The sequence below is a fragment of the Rhodovarius lipocyclicus genome, from assembly GCF_009900765.1.
Taxonomy (GTDB): domain Bacteria; phylum Pseudomonadota; class Alphaproteobacteria; order Acetobacterales; family Acetobacteraceae; genus Rhodovarius; species Rhodovarius lipocyclicus.
Map to the genome: position 1 here is coordinate 60,045 of NZ_JAAABL010000009.1, position 23,642 is coordinate 83,686.

Here is a 23,642-nt window from a genome sequence, read left to right on the forward strand (position 1 = left end):
CACCCATGCTCCCCGAACCCCATCTGCCGATCCATGAGGCCCTGCCGGGCCTGCTCGCCACGCTGAACGCCGGTTCCGCCGCCGTGCTGGTGGCACCCCCGGGCGCGGGCAAGACCACGCTGGTGCCCATCGCGCTGCTGGACCAGCCCTGGGTGGCCGGCGGGCGCATCCTGGTGCTGGAACCCCGGCGCGTCGCCGCCCGTGCCGCCGCGCGCCGCATCGCGGAACTGCTGGGCGAGAAGCTGGGCGAGCGCGTGGGCCTAGCCACCCGGCTCGACCGCGTCTCCGGCCCCGATATGCGCATCGAGGTGGTGACGGAGGGCCTGCTGGTCCGCCGCCTGCAATCCGACCCCGGGCTGGATGGCGTGGCCGCCGTGCTGTTCGACGAGGCGCATGAGCGCCATTTGGACACCGACCTGGCCCTTGCCTTGTGCCTGGATCTGCAACGCAGCCTGCGGCCGGAGCTGCGGCTGATCGCCATGTCCGCGACCCTGGATGGCGGCGCCTTCGCGGGCCTGCTGGGCGCGCCGATGATCGAGAGCATGGGCCGCGCCTATCCGGTCGAGGTCTTCCACCGCCCGCGCGAACTCAAGGACGCCCGCGAACTGCCCGATGCCATGGCGGGCACCATCCGCGAGGCGCTGCGCACCCATCCCGGCGACGTGCTGGCCTTCCTGCCCGGCTGGGGCGAGATCCGCCGCACCGCCGAGCGGCTGGGCGGGCTCGACGTGGATGTGCTGCCCCTGCATGGCGAACTGCCCCCCGCCGAGCAGGACCGCGCCCTGACCCCCGGGCCCCGCCGCAAGGTGGTGCTGGCGACCTCGATCGCGGAGACCAGCCTGACCGTGCCGGGTGTGCGCATCGTGGTGGATGGCGGCTTCCGCCGCGCGCCGCGCCTCGACCCGGCCTCGGGCCTGTCGCGCCTGACCACCCAGCGCATCAGCCGCGCGGCGGCCGAACAGCGCGCGGGCCGCGCCGGCCGCACGGAACCCGGCGTGGCCTATCGCCTCTGGACCGAGGCGCTGCACCGCGGCCTGCCGCAGCAGGAAAAGCCCGAGATGCTGGAGGCCGAGCTGGCCTCCTTCGCGCTGGATTGCGCGGCCTGGGGCTCCACCCCCGCCGACCTGCCCTTGCTGGACCAGCCGCCCGCCGGCACCTTCGCCGCCGCGCGCGCCGTGCTGCGCGCGCTGGATGCGCTGGACGCCCAGGGCCGCATCACCGAGATGGGCCGCCGCATGGCCCGCCTCGGCACCCATCCGCGCTTCGCCCGCATGATGCTGGCCGCGCGCGATGAGGGCGAACGCGCCCTGGCCGCCGACCTGGCCGCGCTGCTGGAGGAACGCGACCCCATCCGCGACCGCGAGGCCCCGGCCGACATCGCCCAGCGGCTGGAATTGCTGCACGGCATGGACCACCCGCATGCCGACCGCGCCACCCTGTCGCGCATCCGCCGCTCCGCCGAGCAGCACCGCCGGCGCCTCGGCCTGTCATCCCGCGCGCTGCCGGGGGGGGAGGCCGGGCCTTTGCTCGCCGCGGGCTTCCCGGACCGCATCGCCGCCCGGCGCGGCGTGATGGAGGGGGCGTTCCGCCTGGCTGGGCTGGATGCCTATGGCGGCGCCCCGGGCCCCGGCGCCCGCACCCTGGCCAATGACCCGCTGCGCAAGGCCCCCCTGCTGGCCGTGGCCGAGCTGGAGCTGGCGGGCACCGAGGCCCGCATCCGCATGGCCGCGCCCCTGGATCTGGCTCTGCTGGAGGCCCGCTTCCCCGAGCGCCTGCGCTGGCAGGAAGGCGCCGTGCTGGATGCGCGCACCGGCAGTGTCTCCGCCCGCCGCCGCCGCCTGTTCGGCCCCCTGGTGCTGGAGGACACGCCCAGCCCCAACCCCGACCCCGCCGCCCTGGCTGAGGCCCTGGCCCAGGCCGCCGCCGAGCGCGAGCTGCGCGACCTGGACTGGGCCGAGAGCACCCGCCAGCTGCAGGCCCGGGTGGCGCGGATGCGCGCGCTGGATGGCGCGGCCTGGCCCGACCTCTCGACCGCCACCCTGGCCGCCACGGCGCGGGAGTGGCTGCCGGTGTGGCTGGGCGGCATGACCAAGCTGTCGGAGCTGCGCGGCCTGGACACCCACAACCTGCTGGCCGGCATGCTGAGCCAGGAGCAGCGCCGCGCGCTGGACAAGGACCTGCCCACCCGCCTGCCCCTGCTGGCCGGGCGCAGCGCCGGGCTGGACTACACGCACGAAATCCCTCGCCTGGAGGCCCGCGCCCAGCACCTGTACGGCATGACCGCCACGCCGAAGCTGGCGGGCGGGCGGGTGCCGCTGCACATCGCGCTGCTGAGCCCGGCGGGCCGGCCGATCGCCATCACGGCCGATCTGGCGGGGTTCTGGGCCGGGGGCTGGCTGGATGCGCGCAAGGACATGCGCGGGCGCTATCCGAAGCACGACTGGCCGGAAAACCCGGCGACAGCGCAGCCCCCGCCGGAGAAGCCGAGGCGGTGAAAGGGGAGGGGGCTTCGCCCCCCCAGGCCCCCCACCAGGGGGCGCTGCCCCCTGGACCCCCGCCAGGACCGTGCTCGGTCCTGGACCTAGATCAGTTTAGCGCTACACCTTGGAAGGGCGTTTCTTGTTGATTTTTATAATGAAAATGGCGCTCAATATGGCAAGGTGAGGCGCCAATCCGATGGGTTCCAAGGGCCTTTCGGCCCCTGGGGTGTGGGACTTCGCCCCACGGTTTGGGGCGGGGTCGTCAGGGGCAGAGCCCCTGACTGGGGGCCAGGGGGCAAAGCCCCCGGATGCTTCCCCTATCGCTCGCACCGGATGAACATGGTGGACCGGTGCGCCACATCGCCCACATCGGCCGCGCTCATCTCCGCCCCCCGGCTTTCGGCCCGCTGCGGCGTGATCTGCGCGCGCTGCAAAAAGTTCAGCGCCGCTTCCAGCCGCACCGCGAAGTTCACGTTCTGGGCGATGTCGCCCGTGCGTTCGGCCACGCGCTGCGCGTTCAGCTTGGCCACCACCACGCCCACCAGGTGGCCGTGCATGTCCAGCAGCGGCCCGCCGGAATTGCCCGGCTGCACCTCGGCCGAGATCTGGATCTGGTTCTGGTTGTCACCCAGCCCGGCCAGCCCGTTCACCTCGCCCCGCGTCAGCTTGGGGTCGGAGGACAGCAGCCCCGCCAGCGGGAAGCCATAGGCGATCACCCCATCCCCGCGTCGCAGGGCGGGGGCGGCGCGGAAGGACAGCACCGGCGCGTTCAGCCCCGGCACGGTCAGCAGCGCCAGATCCATCTGCGCATCCACCCGTGCGGGCGGCACGGCGGCCAGCCAGCGGCCCTCGGGCGTGCGCACGATGATGCGGTTGCAGCCGTTCACCACATGCTCATTGGTCATCACCCGCTCGGGCGCGGCCATGAAGCCGCTGCCGGTGGACACGCGCTGGGCGTTGCGATTGGGCTCGGCGGGGCGGGCATTGGCGGGGGGCGCGGCGGGCGGCTGGGGGGCCGCGGCCTCACGCGGTTCCAGGGTGCGGTTGGCGCAGACATCCTGGTTGCGCAGCACCGATTCCCGCCCATCGGCCAGCACCAGCCGCAGGTCGAAGCGGCAGGCGGCGGCATCGGTCGGCGTCACGCGGAAGCCGGCATTGGGCGGCAGCGGGCGGCCCGGCGTCAGCAGGGAATTGCCCCAGTCGCCCCCATTGCCGCGCGGGGTGCGCACGGCGAACAGGCCCGTGGCGTCCTGCCCGGTGCGGTTCACCACCCGGAAACCGGGCTGGTCCTGGGCCAAGGCGTGGTGGGCCAGGGCCGCGGTGCTGGCCAGCAGCAGGGCGGCGAAAACGGCGCGGCGGAACATCAATGCTTCGTCTCCTCTCCGTCGCGGAGGTAATCCTCCGTCGTCCGGGTCTCGGGGCGCGTGGTGCCGGCATAGGGGTCGATGCCCCCCAATGTCGCCTCGATCACGCGGCAATCCTCACACAGCTCCAGCACCGCCAGGTGCTTGGGGTTCTGGAACATCCAGTGGCCGCTGGCCGAGAGCTTCCGCTTCACCCGCTCCACGCTGCTGCGGGTGCCGAAGGGCTTGCCGCAGCGGTTGCAGGGCATGGGTTCCTCGCGCTTCACCAATTGCGGCTCGCGCGCCTCGGGGGCGAAGTTCAGGCGGGGTTCCAGGGTGATCACCTTCTCCGGGCAGGTGGCGGCGCACAGGCCGCACTGCACGCAGGCATCCTCCAGGAAGGTCAGCTCCGGCCGGTCCGGGTTGGCGCGGAAGGCGCCGACCGGGCAGACCATGGTGCAGGCCAGGCACAGGGTGCAGTCCTCGGCCTTCACCTGGGCCGCGCCGAAGCCCGCCAGCGCCGGCAGGGGCAGGGTGGGGATGGCGCTGCCGCTGGCCACATGCAGCGCCCGCAGCGCGCGCAGCGCCACCTCTCGCGGGGCGCCGAGCGGCAGGGATTCGTCGGGCTTCCACAGCGCCTTCAGCCGCAACCCCGCCAGCGCCTCACCCACCGAGAACGGGTCGTCCGTCTCGATCGCCGCCGCGCGTTCGCCGAGGCCAAGGCCCCGGGTGACGGCGTTCAGCGTCTCGATATTGCGCAGCACGCCCTCGGCCCCCTCCGGCCTGCGGGCGGGCAGCAGCAGGCGCAGCCCGGCGGCGCCCCAGGCGGTGGCGGCGGCCAGGATGGACAGGTCGATCTGCGTCACCTCATTCACCCGCACCGGGATGACGCGGGCCGGCAGCCCGTCGCCATGGCGGGCCAGCGCGTCGATCAGCGCCTCGCCCTGTTCGGCGTGGAACAGCAGCACCGGGTGCTCGCCGCCGGCCGCGCGGAAGGCCGTCAGCGCCGCGCGGATGCGCGCGCCCACCGCCTCGGCCGGCGGCAGGGCATAGCGCGCGGCCCCGGTCGGGCAGACGGCGGCGCAGGAACCGCAGCCGGCGCAGATCTCGGCCGAGATCGCCACGCTGTCCTTGCCCGGGGTGATGGCGCCGGTCGGGCAGACATCCAGGCAGCGGGTGCAGGCGGTGCGCCGGTTACGCGCATGGGCGCAGAGGTTCTCGGTGAAGGTGACGAAGCGCGGCTTCTCGAAGGTGCCGACCAGGGATTGCGCGCGCAGCACCGCCTCCAGCACCGCGGCCGGGTTGGCGGGGTCGGCGCGCAGATAGCCCTCGCGGGTTTCATGGAACAGCGGCGTGCCGCCGGTCAGGTCCAGCACGATGTCGCAGCGGCTGCGCGCGCCATCCTTGGCCTGCCCCCAGCGGAAGCTGGCGCGGGAGGACGGGATGGGCGCCGCATAGCCATTCACCACCAGCTCGAACTGCCCCAGCCACCCGGTGGCCTGCGCCACGCGCCCGGCCAGGATGGGAAAGGGCGTGGCGCGGGGCGGCTGCACTTCCTCCTGCCCGGTCAGCAGCAGGGTGATGTCCAGCGTATCCGCCAGGCGGGTGGCGGCCTGGATGGCGGCCTCGTCGCGGCCCAGCACCAGGCACACGCCCTGGCTTTCCAGCCCCAGCACGGGGGTGGAGGGCATGGGCACCTGCGCCATGGCCAGCAGCGCCGCCATCTTGGCCGAGGCCGCCCGCCCCTCCTTCGCCCAGCCCGCCTGTTCGCGGATGTTGACGAAGGTGATGTCGGCCTCGCTCTCCTCCGCCTCCTGCTCGAAGACCGGGGCTTCCTGGGTGCAGGCGACGGTGATGGGCCGGCCTTCCTCCAGCGCCGCCTGGAAGCGGTCGAGCTGGGAACGGCACAGATGCTCGGCGCCGCGCAGTTCCACCCCCGGGCAGCCGCGTCTGATGGTGGCCAGCTCCGGCTCCATCGTGTCCTCGCAACTGCAAATGAAGGCGATCCGGGTCATGTGGTTTCCAGGGCTGAGACCGCTGCCTATATCGGGCTGGCCTGGCCTCGGGAACAGGGACCCATGTTGCAACTGCCCAGCCTTTTCCGCCCCGTGCCCTTGCGAGAGGGGCAGGATGCGCTGCTGACGGCCGCCGGCCTGGCGCCGGAGGAAGGGCCGCCCGCGCCCTCACGCGGGGCGGGCACGCTGTGTTTCGTGCGCTCCGCCGCGCGGGCGGAGGTGGCGGTGGTGCTGGAACCCGACATGCCGCTGGCGCAGGCGCGGATCGCCCGCCACGTGGCCGCGAACGCCCTGGCCGACGCGCTGGTGGTGCTGGGCCCGCCCGAATTGCCGGTGGAACTGCGTTGGGATGGCGGGGTGGTGCTGAACCAGGGGCTGGTGGGCCGGCTGCGCATGCTGGCCGCCCCCTGCGCGCCCGGGGAGGTGCCGGACTGGCTGGTGGTGGGGTTCGAATGCCGTCTGGCCTTCCCGCCCGGCCATGAATCCGGCCTGCTGCCCGGCGAAACCGCCCTGGCCGAGGAAGGCTATGACGATGTGGACGCCCTGGCCGTGACCGATGCCTGGGCGCGGCATTTCCTCTCCGGGCTGGATGAGTGGCAGGCGCGCGGCCCGCACAAGGCGTTCCGCAACCTGCTGGCCCGCCTGCTGGACCATGCGGGGGAAAAGCGCGGCATCGACCCCGCCACCGGCGGGCTGGTGCTGGAACGCGACGGCGTGCGAGAGGTGGTGCCATTGTGACGCATCTGCCCCGCACCCTCCGCCTCGACCTGTCGGACACGCTGATCTTCCCCGCCGCCGCCGAGCCGGGGGAATGGGCCGTGCCCGGGGGCTTCTGCTTCTGGGACGACACGGAGGCGACCCTGCAGGGCAAGCGCCGCCAGGCCTTCCGCGCCGGCTTCCTGGGGCTGGCCAGCTTCGGCTGGTCCACGCTGGTGGAGGTGGTGGCCGCGACCGCCGAACAGCGCGCCGCCGCCCTGGCCGCGCTGGCCGCGCATATCCACACGGCCTATGGCGCGCCGGACCTGGCCGCCGCCGGGGCCGCCGCCGCCGAGGAGATCGGCTTCGCCGAGACCCTGTGCCAGGACCACGCCCCTGGCACCGTGCTGGCGCTGGAACGCGGCATGGAGGGCGGGGAGGTGCGGGAGCGCTTCCGCACCCTGCACCGCCGCGCCGAACCCCCGCGCGGGCCCATGCACAGCCTGCCCGTCTTCGCGATCGCCGAGGTGGACGAAGCCGTGGAACACCCGGACCTGACCAAGCTATGAGCCTCACCCTTGCCCCCGGCGATTTCTGGATCGCCTCCGGCCATCACCTGTGCGACCGCGACGCGGACGGGCGCCTGCTGCCCACGCCCGACCTGTGGCGCGCCTTCCTGGCCCGGCCGGAGCTGGTGCCGCCCGAGGAAGCCTGCGACGCCGAGCGCGCCCTGCACGCGGCGCTGCTGGCGGACCCGCTGGCCCAGGCCAGCCCGGCGGCGCTCGCTGACCCCGACGCGCGGGAGAATTGGGAGGTGTTCCTGGCCTTCCGCGACCGCGTGCTGCGCCATGCCAGCATCGAGGCCGCCTGGTGCGCCCTGTTCCGGGAGGGGGTGGCGGGCGTGCCGCCGATCTTCCTGCAGATGCTGACGCATCTGGTCGCCCGTGCGGCGCTGGAGGGCGTGACCGACCCGCACATCCTGCGCGCGGGGGAGGTTCTGTTCCGCCCGCAGCGCGTGGCCATCACCCAGGGCGCCACGCTGCTGGCCGACCAGGAGATCGTGGACGCCCGCGCCGCCGATGGCGACCTGGGCGCGCTCGGCCGCCTGCTGACCGAGGCCGGGGCCGCCCCGCGCGAGGTGGAGCTGGACGTGATGTCCGACGCCAGCGCGCCGCAATACTGGGCGCGGTCGGACGCGCATGATTTCGCGCTGGACATCGCGGAGGGGCGCGACGGCCAGGCGGCCCTGGCCCGCGCGTTGGAACGCTTCCTGGGCCATGTGCTGGGCCTGGCGGTCAGCATCACCCCCGCCGCGGTCATCGAGGACGCCCACTGGTCCTGGCATGTGGGGCTGGATGCGGAGGCCACGCGCATCGCCAACGGGCTGTGGGAGGGGAAGAAGGTGCCCCAGGCGGACCTCGCGCGCATCATGTGGCTGGGGGTGCTGCGCTTCGATGATGAAAGCCGGGTGCTGAAAAAGCAGCATGGCAAGCCCTGCTATCTGGCGCTGGCGATGGACAAGGCCCAGGTGATCAGGATGAAGCCGCAGAACCTGGTCACCGGCCTGCCGCTGGAAGCGGTGCAATGAGCGTTCCCCCGCATGCCAGCATCCTGGTGGGCGTGCTGGCGGAACGCCGCCCGGCCACCAGCCGCTGGGCCGACCATGTCTGGGCCGTGACCGACGTGCTGCTGGACCCGCCGGAGCTGGCCCCCTGGACCGTGCTGCATGAGGAGGACGGCACCACCCGCTTCTTCGCCGGCACGGCGGAGCTGGAATTCTTCCGCACCGAGACCGACAACCTGAAGCACAATATCGAAGCGCCGGACCCGCGCATCTGGGTGGTGCTGCGCCCCACCGAGGCCGCGCCCGGCATGCTGCTGCAGAAGGTGACGGTGGACCCGGGGGAGGCGCATCTGTTCGCCGATGTGGGCCAGGACCAGCTGGAATCCCTGGCCCTGCCCGCGCCGCTGCTGGGGGCCATGCGGGCCTTCGTCGCGCGCCATCACCAGGAACGCCAGTTCTTCAAGCGCAAGCGCGACCGGGCGGACCCGGAGGCGCTGGGCCGGCGCGTGATGGACCTGGACGATGAGTGAGGACAGCTTCCTGTCCCGCTGGTCCCGCCGCAAGCGGGGGGTGGAGGTGGCGGAGCCGGAACCGAAGCCGGAACCGCGGGCCGCCGTGGCGGTCCCGGCGCCCGAGCCGGTGGCCGAGGCAGCGCCGGAGCCCGAGTTCGACCCCGCCACCCTGCCGGATATCGAGACCCTGACGGCCGAGAGCGATTTCGCCCAGTTCCTGCAAAAGGGCGTGCCGGAGGCCCTGAAGCGCCTGGCGATGCGTCGCGCCTGGAGCCTGGACCCGGTGATCCGGGATTTTGTCGGCCCGGCGGATTATGCCTGGGACTTCAACGCGCCGGATGGCGTGCCGGGCTTCGCGCTGACCCTGGGCGGGGATGCCAAGCGCCTGCTGGCCCATGCCATCGGCAAGCTGGAGGAATTCGACGCCGAGGCCGCGAAGGCCCGCGGCGAGGAAATTACGCAGTCGGAACATATGCCGGAGGAAGCGCCGGAACCCCCTGAGATGCCCCCTGAGATGACAGAACCCGTGCGGCTTTCCCCCCCGGAAGCCGAGCCCGAGCCCCCCGAGCCCCCGGCTTTTTCACCCGAACCCGCCGAGCCCCGGCCGGTGCCGGTGCGCCGCCGCCATGGCGGGGCGCTGCCGGAGTAGGGGCCAACCTGCTCTACCATCAGCAAAATGAGGAATGAGCCTCCCCGACAGTAATTGCAGTTAATAATCATTATCAATTAACTGGATCATCTTGTGCAGTGCAATGAAACTGCACCGATTCTTGACCTCTGTGCAAAGATATTGCACTGAATCCCGGGTGGACACGCAGTCATATCAGATCGGGACCGACGCCGCCGTGGCCGCCGCCGGCGGCATCGACGCCTTCCAGGCCAAGGTGGGGATCTCCCGCCGCACGGTCTTCGTGTGGAAGCAGCAGGGCATCCCGGCCGAGCGTGCCCCGGAAATCGAGGCCCTGACCGGCGTTCCCCGCCACATCCTGCGCCCCGACCTGTGGCCCAGCCCCGCCGACGGCACCCCCGAGGCTGATGCCGTGACGGAAAACCGCGCCGGCGCCTTCGCCTTGCTGGGCGCGCTGCTGGCGGGTGAGCCCGACCGCGCCCTGTTGCGCCAGGTGGGCCTGCTGCAGGGTGGGGAAAGCGCGATCGGCCAGGCCATCGGCGAACTCGCCGCCGCCGCGCGCAACGCCAGCCCCCGCGCGCTGGAGCGCGAGTATTTCGACCTGTTCATCGGCGTCGGCCGGGGCGAGATCCTGCCCTATGCCAGCTACTACCTGACCGGCTTCCTGCACGAACGCCCGCTGGCCGAACTGCGCGCCACGCTGGAGGCGCTGGGCGTGCGGCGCCTGGATGGCGTGCCGGAGCCCGAGGATCACATCGCCTTCGCCTGCGAGACGATGGCCGGGCTGCTGCGCGGCGACATCGCCGCCATCCCCGGCATGGGTCCCGACGAATTTTCCGCGAAGCACATCCGCCCCTGGGCCGGCCGCCTGTTCGCCGACCTGCTGGCGAGCCAGCGCGCGGATTTCTACCGGGCGGTGGGCGGCTTCGGCCGCGCGCTGCTGGATATCGAGAACGCGGCGGCAGCCTTGCCCGCCGAAACCGGAGCCACGCCATGAGCCAAGCCGAAAAACCCAAGGACGAGCGCCGCGGCTTCCTGAAGGTGCTGGGCATCGGCACCGCCGCCGCCGTGGTGGCCGACAGCGCCTTGGCGCAACGCGCCGACAGCGTGCCCGGCGCCGAGGCCCGCAAGGAAAACCCGGCCCAGCGCGTGGCCGCCCGCTACAACCCCAACAGCCCCGACGTGCAGGCTTTCTACCGCACGAACCGGTACTGAGGAGGCCCGCCCATGCTCATCAAGCGCAGTGACGGCAAGGCCGCGAAGCAGCGCCTCGCCTCCGCCTATCAGGGCCTGTCGGCCGGCGCGCTGGACCGGCGCGGCTTCCTCAAGCAGGCGGGTGTCGCCAGCGCGGGGCTGGCGGGCCTCGCGGGGCTGAAGCCGCGCATGGCCCAGGCGGTCGGCGCCGGTTCGGGCGTGCTGGACCATTCCCAGCCCGTGCAGCGCATCAAGAACGTCTGCACCCATTGCTCGGTCGGCTGCACCGTGACGGCCGAGGTGCAGAACGGCGTGTGGGTCGGCCAGGAGCCCAGCTGGGACAGCCCGATCAACCGCGGCACGCACTGCGCCAAGGGTGCCTCCGTGCGCGAGCTGGTGCACGGCGACCGCCGCGTGAAGTATCCGATGAAGCTGGTGGGCGGGCAGTGGCAGCGCCTGAGCTGGGACACCGCGATCAGCGAGATCGCGGACAAGCTGATGGCCGTGCGCCAGGCCTCCGGCCCCGATTCCGTCTTCTGGCTGGGCAGCGCCAAGTTCAGCAATGAGGGCGCCTATCTGTACCGCAAGCTGGCGGCCTTCTGGGGCACCAACAGCGTCGATCACCAGGCGCGCATCTGCCATTCCACCACGGTCGCGGGTGTTGCGAACACCTGGGGCTATGGCGCGATGACGAACAGCTACAACGACATCCGCAACGCCAAGACCATGATCATCATGGGCGGCAACCCGGCGGAAGCGCACCCGGTGTCGTTGCAGCACATCCTGTCGGGCAAGGAGATCAACCGCTCCAACCTGATCGTCATCGACCCGCGCTTCACCCGCACGGCGGCGCACGCCACCGAATACATGCGCATCCGCCCGGGCACCGACATCCCCATCATCTGGGGCATGCTGTGGCACATCTTCCAGAACAACTGGGAAGACAAGGAATTCATCGCCCAGCGCGTGTATGGCATGGACGATGTCCGCGCCGAGGTGGCGAAGTGGAACCCGGCCGAGGTGGAGCGTGTGACCGGCGTGCCGGGCGCGCAGCTGCGCAAGGTGGCGGAGATGTTCGCCACCCAGAAGCCCTCCACCCTGATCTGGTGCATGGGCGCCACGCAGAAGACGGTGGGCACCGCCAATGTGCGCGCCTATTCCATCCTGCTGCTGGCCACCGGAAATGTCGGCAAGCCGGGCACTGGGGCCAACATCTTCCGTGGCCACTGCAACGTGCAGGGCGCCACCGATTTCGGCCTCGATGTCACCAGCCTGCCTGGCTATTACGGGCTGGATGAGAGCGCGTGGCGGCATTGGGCCCGCGTCTGGGGCGTGTCCTACGAAAGCCTCGTCGCGCGCTTCGACAGCCCGGCGATGATGACCACCCCCGGCATCCCGACCACCCGCTATTTCGACGCCATCACCCTGCCGAAGGACCAGATCCAGCAGCGCGACCGGCTGAAGGCGATGGTGGTGTTCGGCCATGGCGGCAACACCGTGACGCGCATGCCCGAGGCCGTGAAGGGCCTGGACGCGCTGGACCTGCTGGTGGTGGCGGACCCGCACCCGACCACCTTCGCGGCACTCAGCAACCGGCGCGACAACACCTATCTGCTGCCGATGTCCACGCAGTTCGAGACGAACGGCAGCCGCACCTCCTCCAACCGCTCCATCCAGTGGGGCAGCCAGGTGGTGAAGCCGATCTTCGAATCGCGCACCGACTATCGCGTGATGTACGACCTGGCCGGCGCGCTGGACGTGGCGGCCGAGCGGCGGAACATGACCGTGCGGTTCAAGAACGACATGTTCAAGAACCTGGAGATCAAGGACGGCGAACCCACCGCCGAGGGCCTGCTACGGGAGATCAACTACGGCTCGCTCAGCACCGGCTATTCGGGCGTGAGCCCGGAGCGGCTGAAGCTGCACATGCAGCACCAGGACCAGTTCGACCTGGTGACGCTGCGCGCCAAGCCCGACGCGCCGGAAGCCATCCGCGGCGATTTCTACGGCCTGCCCTGGCCCTGCTGGGGCACGCCCGAGATGCGGCACCCCGGCACCCACATCCTGTACAACACCAACCTGCACGTGAAGGAAGGCGGCGGCACCTTCCGCGCCCGCTTCGGCGTGGAGCGCGAGGGCAAGACCCTGCTGGCCGAGGGCAGCTACTCCAAGGGTTCCGAGCTGACCGACGGCTATCCGGAATTCACCGTGCAGGTGCTGCGGCGCCTGGGCTGGTACGATGAGCTGACGGCGCAGGAAAAGGCCGTGATCGAAGGGATCGGCGGCAACGTGTCCTGGGCCACCGATCTGTCGGCCGGCATCATCCGCGTGGCGATGGAACATGGCTGCCTGCCCTATGGCAACGCCAAGGCCCGCGCGAACGCCTGGAACCTGCCGGACCCCGTGCCCGTCCATCGGGAGCCGATCTACACCCCGCGCGTGGACCTGATCGACCAGTACCCCACCCTGCCGGACCGGCGCGGCTTCCGCCTGCCGCATCTGGGTGTCTCGGTGCAGAACCGGTCGAAGGAAGTCGCGCGCGACTATCCGATCATCCTGTCCTCCGGCCGGCTGGTCGAATACGAGGGCGGCGGCGAGGAAACCCGCTCCAACCGCTGGCTGGCGGAATTGCAGCAGGACATGTTCGTGGAGATCAACCCGGCCGACGCCGCCGCCCGCAACATCCGCGAGGGCGGCTGGGTGCTGGTGCGCGGCCCCGAGATGCCCGCCGGCAAGTTCATCAAGGTGAAGGCCATGGTGACCGAGCGCGTGGGCCGCGGCGTGGCCTGGATGCCGTTCCACTTCGCCGGCTGGTTCATGCAGGAAGACCAGCGCGGCAAATACCCGGCCGGTGCCGACCCCATCGTGCTGGGTGAATCGGTGAACGCCGTCACGACCTATGGCTATGACCCGGTGACCTTCATGCAGGAAACCAAGGTCACGCTCTGCCAGATCCAGGCGGCTTGAGGAAGAACGACCATGGCCCGCATGAAATTCCTCTGTGACAGCGACCGTTGCATCGAGTGCAACGCCTGCGTCACGGCCTGCAAGAACGAGCACGAGGTGCCCTGGGGCATCAACCGCCGCCGTGTCGTCACCATCAATGACGGCAAGCCGGGTGAGCGCTCGATCTCCATGGCGTGCATGCACTGCACGGATTCGCCCTGCTCGGCGGTCTGCCCGGTGTCGTGCTTCTACACCACGGCCGACGCGATCGTGCTGCACGACAAGGACCTGTGCATCGGCTGCGGCTATTGCTTCTACGCCTGCCCGTTCGGCGCGCCGCAGTATCCGCGCGTCGGCAATTTCGGCGGGCGCGGCAAGATGGACAAATGCACCTATTGCGCCGGCGGCCCGCAGGCGGACAACACGCTGGTGGAATACACGCAGTACGGCGCCAACCGCATCGCGGAAGGCAAGCTGCCGCTCTGCGCCGAGATGTGCAGCACCAAGGCGCTGCTGGCCGGGGACAGCGACATGATCGCCACCATCTATCGGGAACGCGTGCAGAAGCGCGGCTATGGCTCCGGCGCATGGGGCTGGCGCACGGCCTATCGTGAAACGGTGGGTGCGTGATGATGCGGCTTTCCACTTACGCGCTGCTGGCGGCGCTGGCCGCTGCCCCGGCCGTTGCTCCGGCTGGGGCGCAGCCTGCCAGCACCCAGCCGGCCGGCCCCTCCGCCACCCAGGCGCCGCAGGCCCAGCCGCCGCGCCCCGGCGCGCCCGAGGTGCAGGCCCCGGTGCCCGAGACCGGCGCCGGCCGTGGCCCCGCCGGCCAGGGCCAGGTGCCCGCGACCACGGAGCCTGGCCGCACCACCCCGGCCCAGCAGCCGGTGGCCCCGCAGGTGCCGGTCAGCGCCGCCCCCACCCCGGCGCCCGCCGCGCCGGCGCCCATGCCCTTTTCCGACCGCGGCCAGCAGGATGCGTCCGAGCTGGAACTGATGGCCACCCTGCGCGGTGAGCGCATCAGCGGCCGCGTCAGCATCCCCGACCAGCGCGCGGCGAACCTGATCCAGCCCGCCGGGCGGTCCTGGCGCGAGTACCACAACGTGACGCTCGCCTGGGTGGGCGGCATCGCGGTGCTGGGCATGCTGGCGATCCTGGCCGTGTTCTACCTGACGCGCGGGCGCATCCGCATGGAGCACGGCTATGCCGGGCGCACCATCACGCGTTTCAACGTGTTCGAGCGCGCGAACCACTGGATGGTGGCCAGCTGCTTCATCATTCTCGGCCTCTCTGGCCTGAACCTGACCTTCGGCCGGCATCTGCTGCTGCCGGTGATCGGGCCGGAGGCGTTCACCGCCTTCAGCCAATGGGGCAAGATCGCGCACAACTTCCTGGCCTTCCCCTTCACGCTGGGGCTGGTGCTGATGCTGCTGCTGTGGGCGAAGGACAACATCCCCGCCAAGCTGGACATCGTGTGGCTGAAGCAGGGCGGCGGGCTGATCGGCAAGGGCCACCCGCCCGCCGGGCGCTTCAACGCGGGCCAGAAGATGGTGTTCTGGATCACCATCCTGGGCGGCGGGCTGGTCGCGGCCAGCGGCTATCTGCTGGTGTTCCCGTTCCAGGTGACGAACATCGAAGGCCAGCAATGGGCCCATATGGCGCATTCGCTGATCAGCGTGCTGATGATCGCGGCCATGCTGGCGCATATCTACATCGGCAGCCTGGGCATGGAGCATGCCTTCGACGCGATGGGCAGCGGCCAGGTGGATATCAACTGGGCGCGCGACCACCACTCCCTGTGGGTGGAGGAAGAACTGGCCAAGGCACGGGAAACCGTGGCCAAGGGGGCGAAGGCGGCGGGGGCCGATTGAGGCTGGCTCCGAAGGCCAGGGGCGCTGCCCCCCCAAGGGCGTAAAGGCCGAGGGGCAGCGCCCCTCGGCCTTTTCCACCTCCTCGCCAAACCCCCGCCCCCGGCCCCATCATGCGGCCATGACAAACGTCCAGGATCTGCTCCGCGCGCGCTATGGCGCTGTGCCCTTTGAGCCCCCCGCCGAGATCGCCCCCGCCCTGGCCGCGCTGCTCGACCGCCGCGTGACCCGCCGTTACCGCAATGAGGCGATCCCGGAGCCATTGCTGGCCACGGTGCTGGCCGCCGCGCAATCGGCCCCCAGCAAATCCGATCTGCAGCAGTATTCCATCATCGTGCTGCGCGACCCCGCGAAGATCGCGGCCATCGCCGGCTGGATCGGCACCATGCCCTGGATCGCGGATGCGCCCGCGCTGCTCATCTTTTGCGGCGACATGAACCGCGGGCGGCGCATCTGCGCCCTGCATGGGCGTGAGCACGCGAACGACAACATGGACACTTTCCTGAACTGCGCGGTGGATGCCTCGCTGGCCATGGGCTTCACCATCATGGCGGCGGAGGCGGCGGGGCTCGGCACCTGCCCGATCAGCTACGTGCGCAACCATCTGGAGAAGATCGGCCCCATGCTGCGCTTGCCCAAGGGCGTGTTCCCGGTGGCGGGGCTGACGCTGGGCTGGCCGGAATCGCGCAACGCGCCCTCGCCGCGCCTGCCGCCGGATGTGGTGGTGCACCACGAGACCTATGACGACAGCGGGCTGGAGGCGGCGCTGCCGGCCTATGACGCGCTGCGCCCGCCGGCCAACCCGCGTTACCCGGAGGTGTTCGGCCCCGCCAAGGAAAGCTGGAGCGCCAACAGCGCCCGCCAATTGGGCGTGCCGGAGCGCGCGGGCTTCCGCGCCTGGCTGCGATTCCGGGGTTTCGCGCTTGACTGAGCCCTTCGACAATCCCGGCGGCGCGGATGTCTCGGGCCGCGCCCGCCGCCCGGTGAAGCCGCGCCACGCGGCGTCCCTGCTGCTGTGGCGTGAAGGGCCGGAGGGGCCGGAGCTGCTGATGGGCCGCCGCCACCCCGCGCTGCGCTTCATGCCCGATGTGATGGTGTTCCCGGGCGGCCGGGTGGACCCCGCCGACGCCCGTGCCCCCGCGCTGACGGAACTGCGGCCGGAGGCCCTGCACGGGCTGAGCCGGGTGGGCGATGCGCGCATCGCCCGGGCCTGCGCCATCGCCGCCGTGCGGGAGCTGCATGAGGAAACCGCCCTGGTGCTGGGCCAGCTGCGCGGCCCGCATGTGCTGCCGGACCTGGCGGCGCTGGACTACCTCTGCCGCGCGGTGACGCCGGCGGACCGGCCGATCCGCTTCAACGCGCGCTTCGTGGTGGCGCGCGCGGAGGCCGCGCATGGCAAGATCCATGGCAGCGGAGAGCTGGGGGAGCTGGATTTCTACTCGCCGGAGGCCGCGAAGCGGGCGCGGATGGCGGGCATCACGGCGATGATCCTGGCGGAGTTCCTGCGCTGGCACGCGCTGCCGGAAAGCCAGCGCGCGGGGCGGGAGCTGGTGAAGTTCGTGGGGCGGGATTCGCGGCGGGTGGAGCGGTAGATCATCACCCGATCGGGTAAAGATGATCGTGAAAAAGCCGCGCTAACGCACCACCAGGGTTATCCCATCCACGCCCACCACCTTCAGGGCGGTTCCCGGCGCGGGGTCGGTGCCGCCCCCCGCCAGCCGGGCCTGCCAGTCGGAATCGCCCAGCCTGACCCGTCCGCGCCCATCGGCGAATTCCAGCGCGTGCACCACCCGCCCCACGGTCCCGATCGCGGGGGCGTTCAGGCTATCCTGCCGGCGGCGGTGCAGGCCGCTTTTCCAGATCGCGCCCATGATCGCGGCCAGCACCAGCACGAAGGCCAGCACCTGCGCCATGCCGCCCAGCGCGAAGGCCCAGGCCAGCGCCCCCACGATCAGCGCCGACAGCCCGATCCAGACCAGGAAGATGCCGGGCAGCAGCACCTCCGCCACCATCAGCAGCAGCCCGGCGGCGGCCCAGAAGATGGGGGCGCTCATCACGCCCCCGTATTCGGCACGCTGCGCGGGGGCGCCGGGGGTGCCGCCTGCGGGCCCAACCGCAGCGCCTCCAGCGCCTGGGCGATGCCGCCGGCGAAGCCCGCGGTCTCCAGCGGCACCACCAGCGTGGTCTTGCCGGGGGCGGCGGCCAGGGCCTGCACCGCCTCCACGTATTTCTGCGCGATGAAGTAGTTCAGGGCATCGCTGCCGCCCTGGGCGGCCTCCGCCACCATGCGGGTCGCCTTGGCCTCGGCCTCGGCCATGCGCTCCCGCGCCTCGGCATCGCGGAAGGCGGCGTCGCGGCGGCCCTCGGCCTCCAGCACGGCGGCCATCTTCTCGCCCTCCGCGCGGGTGACGGCGGCCTGGCGCTCGCCCTCGGCGCGCGTCACGGCGGCGCGGCGCTCGCGCTCGGCGGTCATCTGCATGGTCATGGCGCGGCTGAGATTTTCCGGCGGCTCGACCTTCTTGATCTCCACGCGGCTGACCTTCACGCCCCAGGGCTCGGTCGCGCCATCCAGCGTGCGCAGCAGCTGGGAATTGATGCGCTCACGCCCCGACAGCGTGGCGTCCAGCTCCATCTCGCCGATCACGGCGCGGATGTTGGTCATGGCCAGCGCGGTCAGGGCGCTGCGCATGTCCTGCACGGCATAGGCCGCCTTGGCCGGTTCCAGCACGCGGTAATAGACGATGCCGTCCACCAGCACGGAGACATTGTCGCCCGTGATCACCGATTGCTCGGGGATGTCCAGCACCACCTCCTGGATGTTCACCCGGCGGCCGATGCCCTCGACGAAAGGGATGATGAAGCTCAGCCCCGGCTCCAGCAGGCGGGTGTAGGCGCCGAAGCGTTCCACGGTCCAGCACTCGCCCTGGGGCACGGTCTTGATGCCCCGGAAGGCGACCAAGGCCGCCAGCACGACCAGGATGGTCAGCAGGATCTCCACCAGCGTCTCCCCTTCGTATTGTCCGGGGGAAAGCTGGGCATGGCGGGGCCCGGAGTCAAACCGCAAACGGGGGATGGCCCCGGCCTTTACCCCGCCCGCACCACCCGTACCCCCGCCGCGCGGAACGGGGCGCAGGCGGCGTCGTCGGCATCCGTCACCAGTGTCCAGTGCGGGGGCAGCGGCGCCCAGCAGGGCTGCCCGGCGCGGCCCAGCTTGGAGGCATCGGCGAGCACCACCACCTCCTGCGCCTGGGCCATCATCAATTCCTTCAGCGCCACCTGTTCCAGCGTGGCCTCGCACAGGCCCCGGCCCAGCATCACGCCATCCGCGCTCATGAAGGCGCGGGCGGCGCCCAGGCGGCGCAGGGCTTCCTCGGCCAGCGGGCCCATGGTGCCCATGCTGATGGGCCGCACCGTGCCGCCCAGCACGATCAGCTCCAGCCCCGGCGCCGAGGCCAGCAGCGGGATCAGCGGCAGGTTGTTGGTGATCACGCGCTGGCGCCGGCCATGCAGCAGCCGGCCGAAGGCCTCGACGGTCGATCCGCCATCCAGGATCAGCGTCTCGCCTTCCTGCACCAGGCGCAGCGCGGCGGCGGCGATGGCGGCCTTGGCGGCGCGGTGCTGGCCGCTGCGGGTGCGCAGGCTGGTCTCGCGGTCGGGTGCCGCCAGGATGGCGCCGCCATAGGTGCGGGCCACCGCGTGCTTTTCCGACAGGGCCTGCAGGTCCCGCCGGATGGTGGAGGCGGAGACGCCGAACCGCCCGGCCAGCATCTCCACATCCGTGACGCCGGAGGCGATGGCCTCCAGCATCTCATCGCGCCGCGTGCGGCGGCGTTTCATCAGGCCGCCGCGAGGCGGCGCTTGGGCGCCAGGTCCACCGCCTGGCGCAGCGCCTCCAGCAGGCTGCCGTCGTCGGCGATGCCCTTGCCCGCGATGTCGAAGGCCGTGCCGTGATCGACGGAGGTGCGGATGACCGGCAGGCCCACGGTGATGTTCACCCCGGCTTCCAGGCCCATCACCTTCACCGGGCCATGGCCCTGGTCGTGGTACATGGCCACCACCAGGTCGAAATCGCCCCGCGCCGCGCGGAAGAACAGCGTGTCGGCGGGCAGGGGGCCCGTGACCTTCCAGCCCTTGGCCACGCATTTCTCCACGGCGGGGATGATCTTCTGTTCCTCCTCGCCTTGGCCGAACAGCCCGTTCTCACCCGCATGCGGGTTGATGCCGCACACGCCGATGCGCGGGTCCGCGATGCCGGACTTCACCAGCGTGGCATGGCCGCGCGCGATCACGCGCTCCACCAGCCCGGGCTCGATCTTCCGGATGGCGTCCATCAGGCCGATATGGGTGGTGACGTGGATGACGCGCAGCTTGGGCGCCACCAGCATCATCGACACTTCCGGCGTGCCGGTCAGATGCGCCAGCAGCTCCGTATGGCCCGGGTATTTGTGGCCGGCGGCGTGCAGCGCCTCCTTCGACAGCGGCGCGGTGCAGATGGCGTCGGCCTCCCCGGCTTCCACCAGCCGGGTCGCGCGCTCGATGTAGCGATAGGCGCCCTCGCCGGAGATGGTGGAGAGCTGGCCGAACGGATGCCCCGCCGGGATCAGCTTCAGGTCGATGCAATCGACCGTGCCGCGCTGGTATTTCGCCCCGGCGGGGGTTTCCAGCGCGTTCACCTCCAGCCCGCCGCCGACGATGGCCCCGGCTTCGCGCAGGCGGGTGGCGTCGCCCACCACCAGCGGGCGGCATGCGGCATAGGTCGCCTCATGCGCCAGGGCCTTCATGATGATCTCGGGCCCGATGCCGGAGGCATCGCCCATGGTGATCGCCACGATCGGGCGGGTATCCTGTTGTGCGCTCATCATTCTGCCCCTGCGTATAGCATGGCGCGCAGTCGTGCGCGCGCATGCGCGATGGTGTCGGCGCCGCCGAAGGCGCCAGCCTTGGTCATGACCGGGAAGGCATGGGCCCCCCGGGTGATGCCGAGCGGAACGCCCGGCTCGATCTCGTCGATCAGCTCGATGCCATGGATGCCCAGGCGCGAGAGCAGCGCGCAGGCCGTCTCCCCGCCCGTGGCGAACAGCCCGCCCAGATGCGGGGCGGCCGGTTCCAGCAGTGCCGCCAGCCGTTCGGCCAGCAGCGCGCCCTGGGTCAGGTCGGCCTCGGCATCCGCCGCGATCTCCACCAGCACGTCGCGGCCGCGCGACAGCGGCCCGGCGATGCTGGCGCTGATGCGCGCGGCCTCGGCGGGTTGCGGGCCGGCCAGCAGCCATTCGGGCGGCACCACCACATGCTGTACCTCTGCGGTGGCGACCAGCTTGCGGGCCGCGGCGCGGGAGGCCTCGGCCACGCTGCCCACCACCATCAGCACCCCGCCGCGCGCGCCGGGCGGCAGGCAGGGGGCGGTGCCCATGGGCATGCGTGCGGCCAGCGCCGCCGCGATCCCGCCCGAGCCGGTCCAGAACACATCCCCCGCGAAAGGCAGGGTGGCGGCGGCGATGGCGTGCAAATCCTCGGGCGTCGCCGCGTCGCAGACCAGCGCGTCCTGGTCTTCATCCAGGGCCGCGCGGATGGCGGCGGCGAAGGCCGCCTCGTCGCGGATGCAGGCCAGCGGCGCCAGCCGGGCGCGCAGCCCCACCCCCGCCAGCACCCGCACCAGGTCGGCGGTGGGATAGCTGTGGTCCCGCGCCCAGAGCTGGGTGGATTCCAATGGCGCGCCGTCGATGCGCACGCAGCCGTCCTGCGTCGTGCGGCCGGTGGCGGGGAAGGCGGGGGCCACGATGGCCAGCCCGCGCCGCCCGGCGGCGCGCAGGGCGGCCACCGTCTCTGCCAGTTCCCGCGCGGGCTGGCCGCGCAGGGTGCTGTCGATCTTCTTGATCAGCAGCATGCCGGGGGCCAGATGCGCCCCCAGCAGGGTGCGGTGGCGGATGCCCGCCGCCTCCGGCGACAGGCGGCGGCTGTCGGCGTCGATGACCAGCACCTCTGCCTCCCCCTCCGGCGCGCTGGCGCCGTCGCCCCAGCCCACCAGGGCCTGGAAGCCGCGCTTCGCGAAGGCGATGCCGCAATCCGCGGCGCCGGTGAGGTCATCGGCCAATATCAGCCAGCGCCTGGTCATCGCGTCGTCCTCAGTTGCCGCTCGGGCTGCCGTCGGGCGTGCCGTGCACGCGCTTGGCGGTCCAGGCGGTCAGCAGCGGCACCAGCACGGTCGTGACGATCACCGCCGCCGCGACCAGGATGGTGGCGTGGGCCGCCGCCGGCGCATAGACCGGGTTGGCCGCCGCCACGATGGCCGGCACGGCCGCCGCGTTGCCCGCGGTCGAGGCCGCCGCCACCCCCGCGACACCCGTGCCGCCGATGGCGCGGTCCGCGAAGAACAGCGGAATGCCCGTGACCACCACGACCGCGACGCCGAGGCCCAAGCCCAGCAGCCCCGCCTGCCACACCTTGCCCAGGTCCAGCCCCGAACCCAGGGCGAAGGCGAAGAAGGGGATCATGACCGGGATGGCGCGGCTCAGGAACTCACGCATGTCGCGGTCGAGGTTGCCCAGGATCATGCCAATGACCAGCGGCAGGATGGAGCCCACCAGCGTGGGCCAGGGAAAGGCCGACAGCCCCGCCACGCCCAGCGTGATCATGGTCAGGAAGGGGCCGGATTCCAGCGTCATGACGGTATAGGCGCCGACGTCGCGCGGTTCGCCGTACTGGCCCATCAGCGCCATGTACAGGCCGCCATTGGTGTCGTTCATCGCGGCCACGATGGCCAGGGTGGACAGCCCGGCGAAGACGCCGGAGGTGATCGGCGCCTCGCCCAGGAAATGGCCGAAGATCACGCCCAGCACGATCGCCACGCCGATCTTCACGCCGAACAGCGTGCCGCCCTTTTTCAGGATGTAGGGGGTCGCCTTGAAGTCGATGCTGGCACCCATGCAGACGTAGAACACGGCCAGGATCGTCAGCGCGCCGGTGAACAGCGCCCCGGTGAAGGAGCCGAAGAAGCGCGGCGTCTCGGGCGCGAAGGTGGCCACCAGGGCGCCGAGCGCCAGGGGGACGACCATCATGCCGCCGGGGACACGTTCGATGGCTTTCTTGATGGGGATCTGCATGAGGCTTCCTCCGGAAGTGCGCACAATACGCATTTATCACTGCCGGTTTCGCGCAATTCCGCAGAGAGTCAAGGTACGCGTGAGGAATTCAGCGCGAATCGCGCAAAGGTTGCGGGCATCCCCCGGGCTTTACGCCAGCCGCGCGGCGGGCGCAGATTCCCCCGCCGCATGAGGGACGTGCCCAGACCGTGAACGACCGATACCCCACCGCCGCGACCCAGAGCCGGGGCGATTTCCGCAGCGACAATGTCGCGCGGGTCGAGCCTTCCATCATGGCGGCGCTGCTGGCGGCCAATACCGGCACCCAGCCCCCCTATGGCGCGGACGAATACAGCACCCTGCTGGATGCCCGCTTCTCCGCGCTGTTCGAGGCGCCGTGCCGGGTCTTCCCGGTCGCCACCGGCACGGCCGCGAACGCCCTGGCCCTGGCCGCCTGCCTGCGCAGCTATGGCGGCGTGTTTTGCCATGAGGGCGCGCATATCCGCCTTTCGGAAGGCGGCGCGGTCACGGCCTTCAGCGCCGGTGGCTCCCTGCTGCCGCTGAAGGGCGAGGGCGGGATGTTCGATGCGCGGGAGCTGGCGGCGGGTTTCGACGCCGCCGGCATCGGCAACACCCAGCGCGCGCAGCCCGATGCCGTCTCCGTCACCCAGGTGACCGAGCGCGGGCGCGTCTATGCCCCCGCCGCCATCGCCGGGATCGGCGCCTTCGCGCGGGAGAAGGGGCTGCACTTCCACATGGACGGCGCGCGCTTCGCCAACGCCCTGGCGCGGCTGGGCTGCGGGCCCGCCGAGATCACCACGAAGCTGGGCGTCGATATCCTGTCCTTCGGCGCCACCAAGAACGGCGCCATGTCCGCCGACGCCATCGTGGTGTTCAAGCCGGAGCTGGTGGAGCCGCTGCGCTTCCTGCTGCGCCGCGCCGGGCAGACCTGGTCGAAGATGCGCTTCGCGGCCGCGCAGCTGCTGGCCTATGTCGAGGATGGGCTGTGGCTGAAGCTGGCGGCGCAGGCCAACGCCAACGCCACCGGGCTGTCGCAGGGGCTGGCCGCCATCCCGGGCGTGGAACTGCTGGAGCAGGTGGACGCCAACATCGTCTTCGCCAGGCTGCCGCCGGTCACGATCGACCGGATGATCGAGCGGAACTTCCACTTCTACCGCCGCGCGCCGGATACGATCCGGCTGGTGTGCCGCTATGACGCCCCGGTGGAGGCGATCGACGGGTTGCTGGAAGCGGCCAGGGGGTAAAGCACTCAGGGGCTTCGCCCCCGAGGCCCCCAGTCAGGGGCTCTGCCCCTGA

Annotated in this window: 22 protein-coding genes; 14 read left to right on the top strand and 8 right to left on the bottom strand. The window is 71.4% G+C overall.

The genetic code is table 11. The annotated features are described in order from the left end of the window. Positions 1–5 precede the first annotated feature (5 nt). Positions 6–2,495, top strand: a complete 2,490-nt coding sequence (hrpB, locus tag GT007_RS09995; protein ID WP_160121455.1) for an ATP-dependent helicase HrpB — start codon at positions 6–8, stop codon at positions 2,493–2,495. Positions 2,496–2,797: 302 nt separating this feature from the next. On the opposite strand, the gene GT007_RS10000 is transcribed toward hrpB, so the two are convergent. Then, positions 2,798–3,844, bottom strand: coding sequence for a trypsin-like peptidase domain-containing protein (locus tag GT007_RS10000; protein WP_160121456.1), 1,047 nt, complete (start codon positions 3,842–3,844; stop codon positions 2,798–2,800). Then, positions 3,844–5,838, bottom strand: coding sequence for a 4Fe-4S dicluster domain-containing protein (locus GT007_RS10005; RefSeq protein ID WP_160121457.1), 1,995 nt, complete (start codon positions 5,836–5,838; stop codon positions 3,844–3,846). The genes GT007_RS10000 and GT007_RS10005 overlap by 1 nt, the downstream gene beginning before the upstream one ends. A 63-nt stretch (positions 5,839–5,901) precedes the next feature. Here GT007_RS10005 and GT007_RS10010 point away from each other — a divergent pair, with 63 nt between their 5' ends. From GT007_RS10010 to GT007_RS10065, 12 genes are all read left to right on the top strand, one after another. Next, complete coding sequence (locus GT007_RS10010; RefSeq protein ID WP_160121458.1) at positions 5,902–6,576, top strand: biotin/lipoate--protein ligase family protein; 675 nt, start codon at positions 5,902–5,904, stop codon at positions 6,574–6,576. Then, positions 6,573–7,103 carry a DUF6505 family protein gene (locus GT007_RS10015; RefSeq protein ID WP_236571586.1) on the top strand — a complete coding sequence of 177 codons (531 nt, stop codon included), beginning with the start codon at positions 6,573–6,575 and terminating at the stop codon, positions 7,101–7,103. Before GT007_RS10010 ends, GT007_RS10015 begins: the two co-directional genes overlap by 4 nt. Then, positions 7,100–8,122: a DUF6352 family protein gene (locus GT007_RS10020; protein ID WP_160121459.1), complete on the top strand. Its 1,023-nt coding sequence runs from the start codon at positions 7,100–7,102 to the stop codon at positions 8,120–8,122. The genes GT007_RS10015 and GT007_RS10020 overlap by 4 nt, the downstream gene beginning before the upstream one ends. Further along, a complete protein-coding gene (locus GT007_RS10025; RefSeq protein WP_160121460.1) occupies positions 8,119–8,628 on the top strand; it encodes a DUF3305 domain-containing protein in 510 nt (169 codons plus the stop codon). Before GT007_RS10020 ends, GT007_RS10025 begins: the two co-directional genes overlap by 4 nt. After that, positions 8,621–9,259 carry a DUF3306 domain-containing protein gene (locus GT007_RS10030; protein WP_160121461.1) on the top strand — a complete coding sequence of 213 codons (639 nt, stop codon included), beginning with the start codon at positions 8,621–8,623 and terminating at the stop codon, positions 9,257–9,259. The genes GT007_RS10025 and GT007_RS10030 overlap by 8 nt, the downstream gene beginning before the upstream one ends. A gap of 157 nt (positions 9,260–9,416) precedes the next feature. Beyond that, positions 9,417–10,235 (top strand): molecular chaperone TorD family protein, encoded by an 819-nt coding sequence (locus GT007_RS10035; RefSeq protein ID WP_236571587.1) that lies wholly within the window; start codon positions 9,417–9,419, stop codon positions 10,233–10,235. Continuing rightward, positions 10,232–10,453: a twin-arginine translocation signal domain-containing protein gene (locus GT007_RS10040; RefSeq protein WP_160121463.1), complete on the top strand. Its 222-nt coding sequence runs from the start codon at positions 10,232–10,234 to the stop codon at positions 10,451–10,453. Before GT007_RS10035 ends, GT007_RS10040 begins: the two co-directional genes overlap by 4 nt. 12 nt (positions 10,454–10,465) lie before the next feature. Beyond that, positions 10,466–13,399, top strand: coding sequence for a formate dehydrogenase subunit alpha (locus GT007_RS10045; RefSeq protein ID WP_160121464.1), 2,934 nt, complete (start codon positions 10,466–10,468; stop codon positions 13,397–13,399). 12 nt (positions 13,400–13,411) lie between these two features. After that, on the top strand, positions 13,412–14,008 hold the full coding sequence (gene fdh3B / locus GT007_RS10050) for a formate dehydrogenase FDH3 subunit beta (RefSeq protein WP_160121465.1): 597 nt from the start codon (positions 13,412–13,414) through the stop codon (positions 14,006–14,008). Beyond that, positions 14,008–15,249 carry a formate dehydrogenase subunit gamma gene (locus GT007_RS10055; RefSeq protein WP_201451866.1) on the top strand — a complete coding sequence of 414 codons (1,242 nt, stop codon included), beginning with the start codon at positions 14,008–14,010 and terminating at the stop codon, positions 15,247–15,249. The genes fdh3B and GT007_RS10055 overlap by 1 nt, the downstream gene beginning before the upstream one ends. Positions 15,250–15,367: 118 nt before the next feature. Further along, positions 15,368–16,177 carry a nitroreductase family protein gene (locus GT007_RS22395; RefSeq protein WP_160121466.1) on the top strand — a complete coding sequence of 270 codons (810 nt, stop codon included), beginning with the start codon at positions 15,368–15,370 and terminating at the stop codon, positions 16,175–16,177. After that, the gene (locus tag GT007_RS10065) at positions 16,170–16,838 is read left to right on the top strand and encodes an NUDIX hydrolase (protein WP_236571588.1); all 669 of its coding nucleotides are present in this window, start codon (positions 16,170–16,172) and stop codon (positions 16,836–16,838) included. The genes GT007_RS22395 and GT007_RS10065 overlap by 8 nt, the downstream gene beginning before the upstream one ends. Before the next feature lie 42 nt (positions 16,839–16,880). On the opposite strand, the gene GT007_RS10070 is transcribed toward GT007_RS10065, so the two are convergent. The 6 genes from GT007_RS10070 to GT007_RS10095 form a co-directional block, all read right to left on the bottom strand. After that, positions 16,881–17,300: an NfeD family protein gene (locus GT007_RS10070; protein WP_160121468.1), complete on the bottom strand. Its 420-nt coding sequence runs from the start codon at positions 17,298–17,300 to the stop codon at positions 16,881–16,883. Then, positions 17,300–18,244: an SPFH domain-containing protein gene (locus GT007_RS10075; protein WP_236571589.1), complete on the bottom strand. Its 945-nt coding sequence runs from the start codon at positions 18,242–18,244 to the stop codon at positions 17,300–17,302. Before GT007_RS10075 ends, GT007_RS10070 begins: the two co-directional genes overlap by 1 nt. A gap of 86 nt (positions 18,245–18,330) precedes the next feature. Continuing rightward, positions 18,331–19,083, bottom strand: coding sequence for a DeoR/GlpR family DNA-binding transcription regulator (locus GT007_RS10080; protein WP_160121469.1), 753 nt, complete (start codon positions 19,081–19,083; stop codon positions 18,331–18,333). After that, complete coding sequence (gene pdxA, locus GT007_RS10085; RefSeq protein WP_160121470.1) at positions 19,083–20,105, bottom strand: 4-hydroxythreonine-4-phosphate dehydrogenase PdxA; 1,023 nt, start codon at positions 20,103–20,105, stop codon at positions 19,083–19,085. Before pdxA ends, GT007_RS10080 begins: the two co-directional genes overlap by 1 nt. Further along, positions 20,105–21,358: a four-carbon acid sugar kinase family protein gene (locus tag GT007_RS10090; protein ID WP_160121471.1), complete on the bottom strand. Its 1,254-nt coding sequence runs from the start codon at positions 21,356–21,358 to the stop codon at positions 20,105–20,107. The genes pdxA and GT007_RS10090 overlap by 1 nt, the downstream gene beginning before the upstream one ends. Before the next feature lie 10 nt (positions 21,359–21,368). Then, complete coding sequence (locus GT007_RS10095; RefSeq protein ID WP_160121472.1) at positions 21,369–22,346, bottom strand: 2-keto-3-deoxygluconate permease; 978 nt, start codon at positions 22,344–22,346, stop codon at positions 21,369–21,371. 188 nt (positions 22,347–22,534) lie between these two features. On the opposite strand from GT007_RS10095, the gene GT007_RS10100 reads away from it, so the two are divergent. Beyond that, on the top strand, positions 22,535–23,590 hold the full coding sequence (locus GT007_RS10100) for a threonine aldolase family protein (protein WP_201451867.1): 1,056 nt from the start codon (positions 22,535–22,537) through the stop codon (positions 23,588–23,590). The last annotated feature ends 52 nt before the right edge of the window (positions 23,591–23,642 follow it).

Coding starts and splice junctions, on each gene's coding strand:
- GT007_RS10045 (WP_160121464.1), top strand. CDS start 10,466: ATGCTCATCAAGCGCAGTGACGGCAAGGCCGCGAAGCAGCGCCTCGCC.
- GT007_RS10020 (WP_160121459.1), top strand. CDS start 7,100: ATGAGCCTCACCCTTGCCCCCGGCGATTTCTGGATCGCCTCCGGCCAT.
- GT007_RS22395 (WP_160121466.1), top strand. CDS start 15,368: ATGACAAACGTCCAGGATCTGCTCCGCGCGCGCTATGGCGCTGTGCCC.
- GT007_RS10000 (WP_160121456.1), bottom strand. CDS start 3,844: ATGTTCCGCCGCGCCGTTTTCGCCGCCCTGCTGCTGGCCAGCACCGCG.
- GT007_RS10055 (WP_201451866.1), top strand. CDS start 14,008: ATGATGCGGCTTTCCACTTACGCGCTGCTGGCGGCGCTGGCCGCTGCC.
- GT007_RS10090 (WP_160121471.1), bottom strand. CDS start 21,358: ATGACCAGGCGCTGGCTGATATTGGCCGATGACCTCACCGGCGCCGCG.
- GT007_RS10070 (WP_160121468.1), bottom strand. CDS start 17,300: ATGAGCGCCCCCATCTTCTGGGCCGCCGCCGGGCTGCTGCTGATGGTG.
- GT007_RS10095 (WP_160121472.1), bottom strand. CDS start 22,346: ATGCAGATCCCCATCAAGAAAGCCATCGAACGTGTCCCCGGCGGCATG.
- hrpB (WP_160121455.1), top strand. CDS start 6: ATGCTCCCCGAACCCCATCTGCCGATCCATGAGGCCCTGCCGGGCCTG.
- GT007_RS10040 (WP_160121463.1), top strand. CDS start 10,232: ATGAGCCAAGCCGAAAAACCCAAGGACGAGCGCCGCGGCTTCCTGAAG.
- GT007_RS10005 (WP_160121457.1), bottom strand. CDS start 5,838: ATGACCCGGATCGCCTTCATTTGCAGTTGCGAGGACACGATGGAGCCG.
- GT007_RS10080 (WP_160121469.1), bottom strand. CDS start 19,083: ATGAAACGCCGCCGCACGCGGCGCGATGAGATGCTGGAGGCCATCGCC.
- pdxA (WP_160121470.1), bottom strand. CDS start 20,105: ATGAGCGCACAACAGGATACCCGCCCGATCGTGGCGATCACCATGGGC.
- GT007_RS10030 (WP_160121461.1), top strand. CDS start 8,621: ATGAGTGAGGACAGCTTCCTGTCCCGCTGGTCCCGCCGCAAGCGGGGG.
- GT007_RS10025 (WP_160121460.1), top strand. CDS start 8,119: ATGAGCGTTCCCCCGCATGCCAGCATCCTGGTGGGCGTGCTGGCGGAA.
- GT007_RS10010 (WP_160121458.1), top strand. CDS start 5,902: ATGTTGCAACTGCCCAGCCTTTTCCGCCCCGTGCCCTTGCGAGAGGGG.
- fdh3B (WP_160121465.1), top strand. CDS start 13,412: ATGGCCCGCATGAAATTCCTCTGTGACAGCGACCGTTGCATCGAGTGC.